At 28.1% G+C, this 15966-nt stretch carries 17 protein-coding genes; 3 read left to right on the forward strand and 14 right to left on the reverse strand.

Annotated elements, in window-relative coordinates:
• Positions 1-3: 3 nt before the first annotated feature.
• Positions 4-411 (forward strand): very short patch repair endonuclease, encoded by a 408-nt coding sequence (locus Fi14EGH31_RS15095; RefSeq protein ID WP_118487734.1) that lies wholly within the window; start codon positions 4-6, stop codon positions 409-411.
• Between the two features lie 40 nt (positions 412-451).
• On the opposite strand, the gene Fi14EGH31_RS15100 is transcribed toward Fi14EGH31_RS15095, so the two are convergent.
• Positions 452-604, reverse strand: coding sequence for a hypothetical protein (locus tag Fi14EGH31_RS15100; RefSeq protein ID WP_022002057.1), 153 nt, complete (start codon positions 602-604; stop codon positions 452-454).
• 225 nt (positions 605-829) lie between these two features.
• Between Fi14EGH31_RS15100 and Fi14EGH31_RS15105 the strand changes: the two genes are divergently transcribed.
• Entirely contained in the window at positions 830-1942 is a 1113-nt protein-coding gene (locus Fi14EGH31_RS15105; RefSeq protein WP_199664715.1) for a 5-methyltetrahydropteroyltriglutamate--homocysteine S-methyltransferase, read from the forward strand.
• A 169-nt stretch (positions 1943-2111) separates the two neighbouring features.
• Here the strand turns inward: Fi14EGH31_RS15105 and Fi14EGH31_RS15110 are convergent, their stop codons facing one another.
• The 6 genes from Fi14EGH31_RS15110 to mnmE form a co-directional block, all read right to left on the reverse strand.
• The gene (locus Fi14EGH31_RS15110) at positions 2112-2801 is read right to left on the reverse strand and encodes an MAE_28990/MAE_18760 family HEPN-like nuclease (RefSeq protein WP_117844672.1); all 690 of its coding nucleotides are present in this window, start codon (positions 2799-2801) and stop codon (positions 2112-2114) included.
• A gap of 5 nt (positions 2802-2806) precedes the next feature.
• Positions 2807-3844: a DUF262 domain-containing protein gene (locus Fi14EGH31_RS15115; RefSeq protein WP_117844674.1), complete on the reverse strand. Its 1038-nt coding sequence runs from the start codon at positions 3842-3844 to the stop codon at positions 2807-2809.
• Positions 3837-4895 carry a DNA cytosine methyltransferase gene (locus Fi14EGH31_RS15120; RefSeq protein WP_117844676.1) on the reverse strand — a complete coding sequence of 353 codons (1059 nt, stop codon included), beginning with the start codon at positions 4893-4895 and terminating at the stop codon, positions 3837-3839. The genes Fi14EGH31_RS15115 and Fi14EGH31_RS15120 overlap by 8 nt, the downstream gene beginning before the upstream one ends.
• A gap of 133 nt (positions 4896-5028) precedes the next feature.
• The gene (locus Fi14EGH31_RS15125; RefSeq protein WP_117574336.1) at positions 5029-5850 is read right to left on the reverse strand and encodes a mechanosensitive ion channel family protein; all 822 of its coding nucleotides are present in this window, start codon (positions 5848-5850) and stop codon (positions 5029-5031) included.
• Between the two features lie 5 nt (positions 5851-5855).
• The gene (locus Fi14EGH31_RS15130; RefSeq protein ID WP_117844678.1) at positions 5856-6077 is read right to left on the reverse strand and encodes a hypothetical protein; all 222 of its coding nucleotides are present in this window, start codon (positions 6075-6077) and stop codon (positions 5856-5858) included.
• Between the two features lies 1 nt (position 6078).
• Positions 6079-7413 carry a tRNA uridine-5-carboxymethylaminomethyl(34) synthesis GTPase MnmE gene (gene mnmE / locus Fi14EGH31_RS15135; RefSeq protein ID WP_117844680.1) on the reverse strand — a complete coding sequence of 445 codons (1335 nt, stop codon included), beginning with the start codon at positions 7411-7413 and terminating at the stop codon, positions 6079-6081.
• 161 nt (positions 7414-7574) lie between these two features.
• Between mnmE and Fi14EGH31_RS15140 the strand changes: the two genes are divergently transcribed.
• Positions 7575-9191, forward strand: coding sequence for a VanW family protein (locus tag Fi14EGH31_RS15140; RefSeq protein WP_117844682.1), 1617 nt, complete (start codon positions 7575-7577; stop codon positions 9189-9191).
• A 23-nt stretch (positions 9192-9214) separates the two neighbouring features.
• Here Fi14EGH31_RS15140 and Fi14EGH31_RS15145 read toward each other — a convergent pair whose 3' ends face one another.
• From Fi14EGH31_RS15145 to rpmH, 7 genes are all read right to left on the reverse strand, one after another.
• The gene (locus Fi14EGH31_RS15145) at positions 9215-10819 is read right to left on the reverse strand and encodes an FAD-dependent oxidoreductase (protein WP_117844684.1); all 1605 of its coding nucleotides are present in this window, start codon (positions 10817-10819) and stop codon (positions 9215-9217) included.
• Between the two features lie 3 nt (positions 10820-10822).
• The gene (ahpC, locus tag Fi14EGH31_RS15150; protein WP_022002050.1) at positions 10823-11386 is read right to left on the reverse strand and encodes an alkyl hydroperoxide reductase subunit C; all 564 of its coding nucleotides are present in this window, start codon (positions 11384-11386) and stop codon (positions 10823-10825) included.
• Positions 11387-12032: 646 nt separating this feature from the next.
• Complete coding sequence (locus tag Fi14EGH31_RS15155) at positions 12033-12977, reverse strand: AEC family transporter (RefSeq protein ID WP_117782959.1); 945 nt, start codon at positions 12975-12977, stop codon at positions 12033-12035.
• A gap of 34 nt (positions 12978-13011) precedes the next feature.
• Positions 13012-13611 carry a Jag family protein gene (locus Fi14EGH31_RS15160; protein WP_022002048.1) on the reverse strand — a complete coding sequence of 200 codons (600 nt, stop codon included), beginning with the start codon at positions 13609-13611 and terminating at the stop codon, positions 13012-13014.
• A 10-nt stretch (positions 13612-13621) separates the two neighbouring features.
• Positions 13622-14536 carry a YidC/Oxa1 family membrane protein insertase gene (locus tag Fi14EGH31_RS15165; RefSeq protein WP_200765001.1) on the reverse strand — a complete coding sequence of 305 codons (915 nt, stop codon included), beginning with the start codon at positions 14534-14536 and terminating at the stop codon, positions 13622-13624.
• Positions 14533-14874 (reverse strand): ribonuclease P protein component, encoded by a 342-nt coding sequence (rnpA, locus tag Fi14EGH31_RS15170; RefSeq protein WP_022002046.1) that lies wholly within the window; start codon positions 14872-14874, stop codon positions 14533-14535. Before rnpA ends, Fi14EGH31_RS15165 begins: the two co-directional genes overlap by 4 nt.
• A 41-nt stretch (positions 14875-14915) precedes the next feature.
• Entirely contained in the window at positions 14916-15050 is a 135-nt protein-coding gene (gene rpmH / locus Fi14EGH31_RS15175) for a 50S ribosomal protein L34 (RefSeq protein ID WP_022002045.1), read from the reverse strand.
• Between the last annotated feature and the right edge of the window lie 916 nt (positions 15051-15966).

Raw genomic sequence — 15966 nt, forward strand, 5'->3', positions numbered from 1 at the left:
ATCATGGTTTCAAAGCAAAGATCTTACAATATGTCTAGAATAAAAAGTAAAGATACTTCTATTGAAATCAAAGTAAGAAAGTATCTTTACCATAAAGGTTTTAGATATCAAAAAAATGTTAAAACATTACCTGGAACACCTGACATATACATATCAAAATACAATGTTGCTATTTTTATTAACGGTTGTTTTTGGCATCATCATTATAATTGTAAATATGCTTATATTCCCAAAACAAATCAAGATTATTGGATTAATAAATTTGAAAAAAATATGAAAAATGATATTGAACACTATAAACAATTAGAACAAATGGATATTAAAGTAATTGTAATATGGGAATGTGAATTAAAAGAGTGTTTTGATTATCGTATGGAAAGTTTACTAGAAGAAATAAAAAATGAAGACTAAAAAACCTGCATTTCGTGCAGGTTTTTCGTATTATTATATATTATTTAAATAGTTTAGAGAAATAGTTTTTAACAACGTGATTTTTAATTTTTGATAATGTTGTGTTGCTTGAATCGAATCTGTCTTTCTTAGCCCATCCTGGTTGTACATCTGCTTGGTTAGTTGTTAAATATGAATAGTAATTTACACACATGATTTTGTTCCTCCTTAATATTTTGTATCCCTTTTGTTACTTATATTATATGTAAGAAAGTTTAAAAATTATATGTGTTGAAGTCATGAGAATACTGTATACATTTGTGCATGATGCACAAATATTGATATAGTTTAAAACTATATCTAACTGATGTTTATTTGTATTTTTAAAATAGTTATTTGATTGATAAAATAATGTCATAGCTTGAAAGGAATGAATGATATGAGTCAATTAAATAGATATGAATTTGTAGGAAGTTTTTTACGTCCTGAAAGATTAAAAGAAGCTAGAAAAAATTATGAATTAAATAATATAACTAAAGAAGAACTTACTAAAGTAGAAGATGAATGTATTGTAGAACTTGTAAATAAACTTAAAGAATTAGGTTATCATACTATCACAGATGGTGAATTTAGACGTTCTACTTGGCATTTAGACTTTATGTGGGGATTTGAAGGGGTTGAACATAAAAAGACTGTAGATGGCAATCAAACGTTTGATGGTGAAGCTGCTATGATTGATGATACTTTTATGACAGGAAAGATTTCTTGTAAAGATCATCCTTTTGTTGAACACTTTAAATTTGTAAAAGCATTAGAAGATGAAAATACAGTTGCTAAGCAAACAATTCCTTCACCTGGTCAATTCTATGCTTTCTTTACAGGAGCTGATTTATTAGATAAAACATTAGGTTTCTATGGTAGTGAAGAAGCATTTGCTGAAGATGTTATTAAAGCATACAATGAATTTGTAAAAGAAATCTACGTAGCTGGATGTCGTCAATTACAATTTGATGATTGTGTTTGGGGTGGTATGGTCAATCCTGAACTTGCTGTAAGTTTAACAGGAAGAAAAGGAGAAGAATTAGAAAAATATAAACAACTTTTATTAGATTTAAATAATAAAGTTGTTGCTAGTGCACCTGAAAATCTAACAATTAATACTCATGTATGTAGAGGAAATTATCATTCTACTTACTTTAGTTCAGGAGCTTATGATGGTGTAGCTGATTTACTCTTTGGTGAAGAAAATGTAGATGCTTATTTCTTAGAATATGATGATCATCGTTCTGGTGGCTTTGCTCCATTAAAGAAAGTATCAGGAGATAAGAAAGTTGTTTTAGGTCTTATTACAACAAAGAAACCTGATTTAGAAGATAAAGAACTTGTTAAAAGAAGAATCTATGAAGCTACTAAATATATTCCTTTAGAACGTCTTTATTTAAGTCCTCAATGTGGTTTTGCTTCATGTGAAATTGGTAATAAACTTACAGAAGAACAACAATGGGCTAAATTAAAACTTGTTAAAGAAATAGCTGAAGAAGTATGGGGTTAGTTTATTATTTCAATTATTATAAAGTTCCAGTATTTTATTACGTTTAAATATATCAAATAATGTGGGGTAAAAATCATCCCACATTATTTGATTGTTAAAATATGATAAATTTTAATTTGATATCAAAAATTTATTTTTTCAATTTCTATTAATATTTTTTATCGTATGATTATTCATGTGCTTTTAAATACAATTGATTTTCATAATAATCTTTCATTCCTTCTAATATATTTTCTAAAAAACATTCTGTTTCATTCTTTATTTTTTTTAAATCATCTATACTGTAATTTCTTCCACATTCGACAAATGAAATCGTACCATGTGCTAAATTATTTCTCTCTTCTTTTACTTCTTTCAAGATTTCTCCTCCTCTACATTGAGGATCCAAATGTATAATAATTCCATGATTATTACAAATATCTCTAATTTTTTGAGCATCCAAATTTCCACTTATATCAGTTGCTTTTCTATCTAATTTTAATATTTTATTATCTAAAACAAAATCAATGATTTCTTTTGCCTTTCCTCTATACGAGTTAAAGTGTGCATTTTTATCATATACCTGATTAAATTTATATGAAAACCATATATCTTGAATTTCTTTTCTTACCATATTATACGTTAATTCTTGTTGAAAAAAACTATCATATATTTTTAAAATTGCACTCATAATTGTTGATTCTACTAAATTATATATCATTAAAATCGCATTAGATTTTAACATCTTTAAAAATGCATCATCCAAATATTTTTCATCATTATTGGTGATATTTTTAGAAACATATAATTCCTCAAGAGCTGAATAATATTCTTCTATTTCTTGCTTTCTTTCATCAAAGTCATCTATTACTGACTGCATGTTTTCTACCTCTTATTAAGTAACATTTCCTTAACATATTCAACTCTTCCTTTAACACGTGCAGGAGAATTGCTTGCATGTGTAGTTGTATGTTTTTTAAACTCTTCTCCCTTAATCCAATCCATCGAATCAGGTATTAAATTTGGATTTTCTCTTAAGGCCAAGCCTACACCTACAGCAATTGCTTCAAATCGCACCCTAGGTGTTGATTTAGAAGTTTTTGTTTTTCGAAAACCATTTTCAAAATATTTATCTACAAAATCAACCATTCTTTCAAATTCTAATTTGAATTTTTCTTCATCAAAATTATCTTTTACTGTTTCTACGTAATCATCCAAAAATTCATCAACTCTATGCTTAAAGTTTTGATAATTATTCAAAAATGCAAAAAATCTAAGAACCAACTCTAAATCATCATACCTCTTTTTTGAGTTTTCACTTACTGGACATATTGTTTTAAATTTATCGTTGTTAGCACATTCCTTTAAAAAATCCATAAAGCGACCTGTATAACTTCCTCTTCTAATTTCACTAGGATTAGCTCTTACTCCAGTTGTATTAATTCTATTAAATATCTCTTGTCTAATTTCCAAAGTAGTCTCATCTGAAAGAACTATAATTCGCATAGTTGTTTTATTAAGTTTTCTTCTAAAATATTCTGGTAAATCATTATATTTAAATCCTTCTAAAGATGTTAATTTTTTTAAATTATTTAAAATTAAATCATTATCTAAAAACTCAACTAATGTTTGTGTTCTTTGAGCTCCATCAATAATCTCACATCTTCCATCGTCAGTATCAGAAAAAAACATAAAAGGTATAGGTAACCCTAAAATAATTGATTCTATAAATCTTGTTTTATCATCTTCCTTCCAAATATATTTTCTTTGATATTCATCTGGAATATAAAATTCATCATCTCTAAATTGCTGTACAAGAAAATCAATTGAATAATCTCTAGTATCATAATCAATTTCCTTCCTTAAATTTTTTATTTGAATTTCTGCATTTTTTATATCTGCAGGTGTTTTTCTTTTATTCATGATTATCCATCTCCATTTCTCGTAAATGATTTTGAATACTAATTCCTATAGCTCTTCCTAATTCAACAGGAACAGCGTTTCCAATATGAATTCCTAATTCTCTTTTATTAAAATTATCTTTATTTTCTACAAAATCGTAATCTATAGGAAATGATTGTAATAGCGCTCCTTCTCTATATGATAAGGCTCTATCTTGTTCAGGATGCCCAAAACGACCATTACCATATCCATAGAATTGAGTCGTTATAGTAGGGGAAGGTTCATCCCATACCATTCTTCCATAAACAGCACCATAACTCTTCCCACTCTTTTTCTTATGACAATCTAATTTTAAATTTTCATCCCAATCCTTCCACGTTCCTCCTGGTACTGATTGTCTAATTCTTTCCAAATTTATATTTGTCAATTTTGTGGCACAATGTATAGCATCATTTTTGCTCGTCTCTCCAGAATTTAAGTGTTCTAAATTGTATATAGCATCTCTTACGGTTTTGTAATTATTAGTATTATATATAGGCGGTATCAAATGTATATCGCCTAATTTTGATGCTAAAAGAACTAGTCGTTTTCTCTTCTGTGGGACTCCATAATCTGGACAAAATACAATAGAATATGAATAATTATATCCCTTATTTTCTAAATGTTTAACAAAATCATGAAATACTTTTTCTCTCTCTAGCTCTGGAACATTTTCCATTGAAATAATACTTGGATTTAAATCATCTATCAATTTAGAAAAAGAATATAACAACTTCCATTTATCATCATTTCTTCCTCTTTTTCTATATCTTTGAGTATATTTTGAAAAAGGCTGACATGGTGCACATCCCACTAAAATTTTAATAGAATTTTTAGGATAATATCTTTTTAATAATTCGGTATCAATGGAACCAACATCACCATAAATAAATTTTGCTCTATTATTATGCTCATATGCAAATCTACAGCTTTTATCAATGTCTATCCCTGCAACTACATTTAATCCAGATAATTCTAACCCTTTTGTCAATCCACCTATTCCACAAAACAAATCTATAACTGCATTTGACATTTTTTATCTCTCCTTTTTTATATTATCCATCATTTTAATACATTTAATTTTTATGAGATATTATAGCAAAATTCTATTTATAAATTATATGCTATTTTATTTTTTTAATTTATTTTATTAAAATATGCGTACACTATTTAACAATATGCATATGAGGGTAAGGTATTTCAATACCTTCCTTTTTAAATTCAGTGACTAAATCTTTACGAATATCTGCCAGCATTTGAAAACCTTGTACATTATCTTCACTAGTGATTGTTGCTCTTAATTGAATACTGCTATCTTTTAAATCAGAAACAATCACAGGGACTAATGGATCCTTTTTATCTTTTCTTCCATCAATGAATAAAGGATGTTTTACAACAAGATCTTGAATCACTTTGATTGCTTGATCTATATCACTTTCATAAGAAATATCGATATAAAGATAATTTGCTTTAACATGTTCTATTTGTGAAATATTTTCAATAATTGCTTTATTCATAATATCATTAGGCACAATCATTTGTGTCTTTTCTAATGTTTCAATGACACTATGTCTAAGTGAAATATCAATAACAGTTCCTCTAACATTATGTCCTGTAACAACAATAAAATCACCAATCTTATATGGCTTATAAGCCATAATCATGGCCCCATTAATTAAATTACCTGCTGCTTCTTGACTGGCAAGCCCAATGACAACAGCAACGATTCCTCCAGATGCAAGTAGGGCAGTCGCAAATGATTTTAAAAATTTCACTTCACCACATATAATTGCTAAAAAGATTGTAATGAGAATAATCTTTTTAATTCTTTTTTGTAAAACATAATTATCAGGCCATTTCTTTTTAATAAACTTATTTAATAATTTATTGATTGCAATTAAAACAATTCCTGCAATAATAATAGAAATAACCCCATTTATAACCCCATTTACAAACAAATTATCAATTTGTTCAAATACTTTTTCCATTCAAATTACCTCTTTTTATAATACTTTGAAAGAACATACAACAAAACTGATTGCATTGCTCCTACAATAGAAATCATTAAACATCCATAACAAATCCAATATAAAATACTATTTCCTGTATTAATTGCATTTAATATAAGGAAAACAATAAATGATATTAAAGCAATATTCCTTGTATACTTAAAGAATCTATAAAATCTTTGTGCTAATATTTCATTCGTATTCATCTTATTTACCTATACAAAAGCGTTTAAAGAGTTCATCTAATAAATCTTCTTTTGCTTGTTCTCCTAATATTTCTTTTAAACAAGACCAACTATCATATAAATCTTCTACAATTAAATCAGCAGGAATAGACATCTTCATAGCATCAATAGCACTTTGTAAAGAAACAGCTGCTTTTTCTAATAATTGTGTTTGTCTTGCATTTGTAAGATAATATTCTTCTTGATTACTTATAAGTCCTAAATTAAATTTCTTTTTAATTTCTTTAGTAAGCGCTAAAATATCTTGTTCTTTAGCCGATATTTCAATTCCTTCTAAATCAACTTTCTTACCTAAATCAGCTTTATTAATAATAATAATACGATTTGTATCTTCTGTAAGTTCAAGTAACTTTTGATCTTCTTGATCAAGTTCTTTACTTCCATCAATAACTAATAAAACAAGATCTGCTTTTTTAATCATTTCTTTTGATTTTTCAACCCCAAGACTTTCTACAATATTATCTGTTTCACGAATACCTGCCGTATCGATCATATTTAATAAAATACCATCTACTGTCACTGATCCTTCAACGACATCTCTTGTTGTTCCTGCAATATTTGTGACAATCGCTTTTTCTTCTTTTAACATGGCATTTAATAAACTTGATTTACCAACATTTGGTTTACCAATGATCGCTGTTTGAATACCATCTTTTAATAATTTAATATTTTTAGAATCTTCTATGATCTTATTCATCCTTTCAATTAAAGAAGTAGACATTGGTAATAACTTATCAGCTGTTAATTCTTCTACATCTTCATATTCAGGATAATCAATATTTACTTCTATTTGCGTAATAATTTGAATCAATTCTTCTTTTAAATCCTTAATAAAATGACTAATACTTCCTTGAATTCCTTTTAAAGCAAGAGAAGAAGCATAACTATTTTTAGCCGTAATAATATCACTAATAGCTTCTGCTTGTGATAAGTCAATACGTCCATTTAAAAAAGCACGTTTACTAAATTCACCACGTTCTGCCAGTCTTGCCCCATGATGTAAACAAATATCTACAACTCTATTTGTAATATAAACACCACCATGACAGTTAATTTCAACCATTTCTTCTCCAGTAAAAGTTCTTTTTCCACGATAGATATTTACTAATACTTCATCTATTTTTTCACCATTATCTTTTATATAACCATAAGTAATGGTATGACTCTCTTTATTTAATATTTTTCCTGTAAAAAACTGTTGAACAAAAGCAATTACATCTTTTCCTGATAAACGGATAATTGAAATTGCTGCTTCTAGTCTTGATGTTGCTACTGCAGCAATAATATCATCATTCATTTTCATACCACCTTTCTTCTTGATACTATCTTAATTTGTTGATTTTATCAATAAATAACTCCCTCATTATAACAAATATTTTTTATTTTTAACATATGATTTTTTTCGATTGATTTCTATATTTTAATCATATATTATTATGTACAAATAGGGGTGAAAAAATGAAAAAGCTGAATAAAAAAGTTCCTATAATCGGAGGTGCTGTTATAGGAGTGATATTGGTTATTTATATCATTTTATGTTTTCTAGCATCAGGTAAAGGGTTTATTAAGAATATGACAATTAATGGCATAAAGGTTAATAATATGTCTAAAGAAGAGGTCATTTCTAAACTTGAAAATAAGTATCAAAAAGATCAAGATCAATTATTATTAAATCTTGAAATGAATGGTCAAAAATATCAAATTGATATGAAAGATAATGTTAAAATTAACATTAAAGATCAAGTTAATGATATTCAAAAGAAATATAATAATTTCTTTACTAAGGGTTATCATTATTTATTAAAACATAATGAAAATATTTCTATAGATATTAAAGATCAAAAACAACTTAATAAAGATATCAAAAAATCAGGTATTTTAGATTATTCAACTTTAGTACCTACTACTTATAAAGTTGAAAAAACAAAAGTTATCTTTACTAAAGGTAAAAGTGGTGAAGCAGTTAAACAAAAAGATGTTTATAACACAATTCAAACTGCTTTAAATGAATATGATTTTAATAAAACTTTAAAGATTAAACCTTCATCTGTTTCAGAAGATGAAAGTGTAATGAAAACAATTTATAAGACTTTATCTAAGGAAGGTAAAAATGCGACTTTAGATAAAAATAATGATTATAAAATTGTAGCTGAACAATATGGTGCTAAATATGATTTAGATGATTCAATTAGTGCTTTTAATAAAGCTAAAGAAGGAAAAGAATTTGAAGTTAAAGCAAAAGCTATTGTTCCAAGTATTACTAAAGAAGATTTAGAAAAGAATTTATTTAAAGATGTTTTAGGTGAATATACAACAACTGTAAATGGTTCATCTGTAAGAAAAAACAATGTCAGACTTGCTGGTGAAAAATGTAATGTGATCTTACTACCAGGTGAAGAATTTTCTTACAATCAAACAGTTGGAAAAAGAACAAAAGAAAATGGTTTTGGTGAAGCAGGAGCTTATTTAAATGGCGAAACTGTTCAAGAAGTTGGGGGTGGCGTTTGTCAAACTTCTTCAACATTATATAATGCTGTTGTTTTATCTAATTTAGAAGTGACTGAAAGAACAAATCATACTTATATTTCTAGTTATGTGCCTATTGGTAGAGATGCTACTGTTTCTTGGGGTGGTCCTGATTTTAAGTTTAAAAATAATAGAGATTACCCTATTAAGATTGAAGCAAGTTATGCTAATAGTAAATTAACATGTAAAATTATTGGAACTAATGTTGATGGAAGTTACGTGAAGTTTACAAGTGAAAGAACAGGGGATGTTGCTTATAATACTAAATATGAAAATGATGCAACTATTCCTGAAGGACAACAAGTAACTAAACAAGCTGGATCAAATGGGGGAAGAGCTGTTTCTTATCGTTTGGTTTATGATAAAGATGGTAAATTGCTTTCAAAGAAAAAAGAAGCTAAGAGTTATTATAAAGGTCATGAAGCAATTATTGCTGTTGGTACAATGAAAGTGGAACAAGTTCCAGAAACAACCCCTGAAACGACTCCAAATACTGAACCAACTCAACCTGAAACAACGATTGAACCCTCAGAAACGACAGCACAATAAAAAAACGAGCATTGCTCGTTTTTTTATACATTTTCAATGATTTCTAAAATTTGTTCGATATTCTTTTTTCCAAAAACGACTTTTTGATCATTAATAACCATGCATGGTACTGACATGATTTGATATTGATCTTTAAGTTGTTTAAAGTGTTGAATATCATAGACCTCCGTTATTATTTGTTTATTTAACGAAGCTATTCTTTGAGCTGAAGTAACGAGTTCTGGACACATCGTACAAGATAAAGAAACTATAATTTTTATATTAATCTCTTTATTTATTTTATCTATTCTTTCTAAATAAGTTTGTTCTATCTTTTGTCCTGGTCCTGCAACATTATAAATTCCTAGAATGAAAGAGGTGAATTCATGTCCACCAGGTACACCATGGAAAGTTAAGCCACTCCATGTACCATCTTCTAAACAAATATTGACAGAAGGAATCTCTTGATTTGTTTTTTCTATAGCTATTTTTATTTTATCGGTTTGTAATGCTAATGCTTCCATATATCCTTTTAATTCATTGGATAACGTACTTTCATTGAGTAATAATTTAAGAATAATTGGATTTTCCATACGTGAAAAAACAGCTTGTAATTGTGAAAGCATGTGTTCATCAAGTAATGAATCGTTATTAACAGTTACCTGTTCTTCCTTTTTTACTTGAGGAATTTTTGGTATTATTCCCGTTTTTTGATGCATTTTTTCAACATATTTTTCTAATGATGTGGCTGCTTTTGCACCATCACTTACCGCTGTAACGACTTGACGCAATTCTTTAATACAAACATCACCAGCTCCATAGATACCTTCTTTATTTGTTTTTTGATTTTGATCAGTAACGATATAACCAGATTCATTGAGTTCTACAATATCTTTTACAAGAGATGTATTCGGTTGATAACCCGCAAAGACAAAAACACCAAAAGTATCATTTTCATTTGCATGATATTCAATCACTTCATTTGTTTTTTTATTATGATACTTTAAAGATTCTAAATACGTATGACCACTGACTTCAAGTACTTCAACATTTGTATAAACAGTTATCTTTTCATGATTTTTTGCTAACGAAGCAATAGAAGAAGCACAACTAAAGTCATCTTCTCTTATTAAAATAGTGACATGTTTTGCATATCTGGTAAGAAAAACACTTTCTTCTGCAGCAGCATAGCCACCACCTACAACAAATATTTCTTTTCCTTCAAAAAATGAACCATCACACGTTGCACAGTAGGCAATACCATGCCCTTTAAATTCTTCTTCACCAATAAAACCTGCTTTTCTTGGGTGAGCACCTGTCGCTATAACAATACCAAAACACTTAAATGTTCCTCTTGTCGTTTTTACTTGTTTAAAATCCCCATCATCTTCAATCTTTTGAACCTCAGCTAACACAAAATCAGCTCCAAAATCTTGAGCTTGTTGTCTCATTGATTCTGTCAATTCTTTTCCACTTGTTTTTAAAATACCAGGATAATTAACAACATCAGATGTAATAGTAATTTGTCCACCAAATGTTTCTTTTTCAATAACAAGAACACGATTATTTGCTCTTGCTAAATAAAGAGCTGCAGTTAAACCTGCAGGCCCTCCACCTATAACAATGGCATCATAAATTGTTTGTTCCATAAACTATAATTGTCCTACAAGATCTAAACTTGGTTTTAATGTTTCTTTACCTGGTTCCCATTTTGCTGGACATACTTCATCTCCATGAGTATAAACAAATTGGCAAGCTTGCACTTTTCTCAATAATTCGTCTGCATTACGACCAACATTACCAGCATTGACTTCATAAGCCACAATTTTACCTTCAGGATTAACAACAAATGTACCTCTTTCAGCTAAACCGTCTTCTTCAATTAATACTTCAAAATCTTTTGATAAGGCATGAGTAGGATCTGCTAACATAGGGTATTCAATTTTAGAAATACGTTTTGAACTATCATGCCATGCTTTATGAACAAAATGAGTATCAGTAGATACTGAATAGATTTCACAATCTACTTTTTTAAATTCTTCATATTTGTTTGATAAATCTTCTAATTCAGTAGGGCAAACAAACGTAAAATCTGCTGGATAAAAGAAAAATACACTCCATTTTCCTAAAATATCTTCTTTTTTAACTGTTTTAAATTCATCATTTTGAAATGCTTGAACTTCAAAATCATTGACTTCTTTATTAATTAATGACATATAATCTCCTCCTTGGTTAGCTCTTGCTAACTTATGTGTTTATCATATCGCTAAAAATTAGAATCGTCAATATAAATAGTAATAATTATTGTTATTATTTATTAATACATATATATTATGTCCATTTATTGTAAAAATAAAAGAGACTGTAACGAAATAATTTTTTAAGAAGTTAATTTCGTTTCGTTTAGCTTCTTTTTCTTTGTTTTTCGTATAAAAAAACATCTTCAGCTATTTTAGCGAGATGTAACCTGATTTTTATATACTTTTTATTTATTTGTAAGTACATACTTTTTAGTTAAGAAGACCTTTTGATTGTGTTGATTTTTCTTTCTTCAATCTATATTTATGATATTTTCTCAAATTATAACCCAAATATACAACGAGAAATTCCATTTTTGTATTTTTCAATCCTCTTCTTGTGAAGTCTGTTCGTACGCTCAAAGGAATCACTACATCACTTCCTTTATCCTTATCATCACTGACAACAACTTGTGGTTCATTACACTTAGCGGTAAATACCTGTGGTTGGTTTATCTAGTGCCATGCCCGGCACACTACAAAAAAAGACAATGTACATCAGTATAATACTGGCAACATTGTTTTTTTTGCTGGACTATATCAATATTTTATTTCGTTACAGCCTCTAAAGAAGTCCCATTCCTTTTAAAATATAAAGCCACATTGTTATAGAAAATCCACTAAAGATGGTTGTTAACATCACGACTGTGATGGTAAGTATTCCTGTATGTCCCATGTTTTTAGCCATAACAAAGCATGAAACTGTAGTTGCTGATCCAAGCATTACAAGGATGGCTATGAGCTGTTCTCCTTGGAACCCTAAATAGATGGCAAGTGGTAGAAACATTGCACAGAAGCCAAATAATTTAATGAATGAAGCACATAAAGCAGGTTTTAAATCCCCAAGGGCTTCTTTATAATTAAAAGTTGCTCCCATTGCCATAAGTCCTAGAGGTGTCGCTACATTTCCAATCGAAGTCACGGTCTTATCTAACATCGTTGGCATTGGTAAATGAAGTAAGGACCATAAAATACCAACAACGATACCAATAAGTATTGGGTTTGTTAAAATTCCTTTGATTGTTTTAAGCCAAACTTCTTTACTTAATCCTTTTCTTTCTGGTGAAAAGAAAGAAAGGACGACAACGGCCATAATATTATATAAAGGGACACTCCCAATAATCATTAAAGGCGCCATGGTTGCTTTTCCATAGACGTTTTGAATCAAGGCAATACCGAGTAAAGCTGCCGAACTACGATAACTTGCTTGAATAAATTCCCCTTGATTTTGTTTATTCTTTAATAAAAAAGAAAGTAAAGTAACAATTAAAATACTTAAAATTGTAATGAAAAAACAAAATAGAACAAACTTCGTATCCCAAATTGTCTTAAAATCTAAAGTTGCTAGATCTTTAAATAATAAAACAGGTAGGGGAATTAAAAAAACAAACTTATTCATTCTAGAAGCAAAAACATCATCAATAATATCTATCTTCTTAAAAAACATTCCTAATACAATCATCGCAAAAACAGGCACGGTCGCATTTAAACTAAAAATTAAATTTTCCATCTTTCCTCCCTAAAGAAAAAACCGCATTCGCGGCTTAATCTACATATGAGATTGTCATATATCTATTTTTTCCTTCACCTTTAGATTCAGTCTTTAAATGATCCATCTTTGCAATTTCTTGATGCATCACTTTTCTTTCATCTGCAGGCATAGGATCCAATTTTAAATCAGCTTTTGTTCTTAAAACTGTTTTACCAAAACGTCTTGCCATACTTGCAACTTTTTTATAACGTTCTTCTTTATAACCATTGATATCAACACTTACTTCTAAACGTTTTTTAAATGTTGTACTCACAGCATTTTTCACAATTAAGTTAATAGCTCTTAAAATAACTCCAGCTTTACCAATCAAAATAGAATTATTACTTGTATTAATATTACAATAAATTCTTCCATCTTGAACATAAGAAATTGTTTCAACTTCAAATTCCATATCAGTTAAAATCTTTCTAATAAAGCTTTCAATATATTCTTGAACCATTTCTACTGTCCAACAAGAAATTTCAGCTTTCTTACTAAATAAACCTTTAGTTTCTAAAGTAACTTCATAATTTAATTGATCAACTGTAACACCTAAATCAAGGCATGCTTTATTAACAGCATCTTCAACTGTTTTTGCAGTATATGTTTTCATATTTATACCTCTATTTATTCTTATTTTGTCTCTTTGTTAAATAATTTGTATTTGCTTGATCAACTTCTTTTTGTGCTTTTTCAACATGGTAAATATAAATATACCATGTTCTAACAATTGTAATAATGTTTGTTGTCATCCAATAAAGTGACATTGCTGCAGGCATAATTGCTGCAAAGTAAATGATAAATAATGTCATGAAATTATTCATCATGTTCATTGATTGCATTTGTGATGTTTCTCTATATTTTGGATTTCTTTTTGACATGATTGTGTTGATTTTCATCGCAAAATATTGAGTTAAAGCAACAATGGCAAGTAATACAATATAAGCTATTTCAAACTTAAATACGTGATCAATAGGTTTAGCACCTAAGTTGATTCCAAACATATTTGTTTGATATAAAATTTCAATACGTTGAACCGCTTGCCACATTGCAAACATAATAGGTAATGTTAAGAATGTTGTAAACGAAGCCAACATACTAATATCATTTTTCTTATATAAAGCTTGAATTTCAGCAGACATTCTCATTTGAGAAGTTTGATCTTTTCTTCCTTTATATTTATTTTGAATTCTTTCCATTTCTGGTTGAATCAATTGCATCTTTTGTTGAGAAACAGTTGATTTAATCATAATTGGTAAAATGATAATATTAATTAAAATAGTAATTAAGATAACACCTAAGGCGATATTATTTAATAAAACATCTCCTAAATAAATAATACTTTTAGAAATAGGAATAACTAATAAGAAATCAAAAATTCCTGACTTCATAGACCATGGTGTGTTTAAATTAATTGCTCTTTTAGCAATCAGTTTACCACTTGAATCAAGATTTGCTGTACATCCAGTTAAGGCTACAACAAATAAAACTAAACAAATAATTTTAAAATATTTTTTAGTTTTGTTATCTAAGATCATTTGCTGATCTCCTTTCTCTTCACTTTTTTATACAAGTACTCTAATTCTTTTTTATTTTCTATATATGTATGATTTAAGAAATTTTTTCTTACAATTACAATATAGTCAACTTCTTCATCAAAATGAAAACATTCTTGAATCATCATACGTAACTGTCTTTTTATTTTATTTCTAGTAACAGCGTTTCCTAATTTTTTGCTTACTGAAATACCAACACGTCCATGCCCAATTTGATTTTCATCTTTATAAATAATAAAACAAGAATTCGCAAAACTCTTTTTTCTAGCAATAATCTTGCTAAAATCTTCATTTCTTTTTACTCTAAATTCTTTTTTCATAAAATTTTAGAAAAAAATCCACCGAAAAAGTGGATTTTACATTAAGCAGTTAATACTTTTCTTCCTCTTTTACGGCGACGTGCGATTACTTTTCTTCCTCCAACAGTTGCCATTCTAGCTCTAAAACCATGAGTTTTTGCTCTTTTTCTTTTATTTGGTTGATATGTTCTTTTCATATTTTACACCTCCAAAATTTTTATCTTTTTATACAAATAACATATGCTCCTATATCTTATAGGAATTATTGTGACAAGTCAATTCTAAATTCTATATTTCTACTCTTAAATTCATTATTTTTAATGATGACAAATAATAAGAATAACAATATCTAATGATTATTTGCACATTTTTTTGTGAACTTTTTTAATTTAGAAAAATTCTCTTTATTGTGAATTTAAATTTATTATTCACATCTTGTGATATATCGAAATAGATAGAAAATTGTATAAAAATAATAACTTTTATCAAAAAAAGTAACATCACTAAGCATAACTCTTATTAAATGCACATTATTTGTGAACATTTTTCAATCAAGTACGTACGACAACATGTGAATTTCTTTAAAGCTCATAAAAAAACTTATTCACATTTTCCTCCAACTCCTTATAAATCCTTGTTTTTCCCCTAAAATCAAGTGAGCACTTCTAAGTATTTACGTACTTTTGTATCAATATTTATACAATATACTCAAAATAGTCACTAATCTAATGTGAATAAACTCTTTATTTTAGATATTCACACCCTAAAGTGAATATTATTTCATCTTAACCTTTATTTTACATTTCATCTATTTTTCAAGGAAAAATCGGATTTTTTCTTAAAATTCACATTGTGAATATTCATTTTTTGTTAAATTTTATATTTCGACAAGTTTTGCACATGCTTATTCACGTGGTGAACTGAGTTATTCATATGTGTGAATTAGTAAAAAATGCGTTGATATCAGCGTATTTTTTATTGTGAACACCTATGTGCACATTGTTTTTTATTCTATACAATATGCACTAAGTTCACATTTAATAAAATTCATAGCGAAAAATGAAGTTGTGAATAATGTGAATAAGTACTCTAAATGATTGATATTTCACACTT

Origin of the sequence: Faecalibacillus intestinalis (assembly GCF_015097455.1) — a bacterium.
GTDB lineage: Bacteria > Bacillota_I > Bacilli_A > Erysipelotrichales > Coprobacillaceae > Faecalibacillus > Faecalibacillus intestinalis.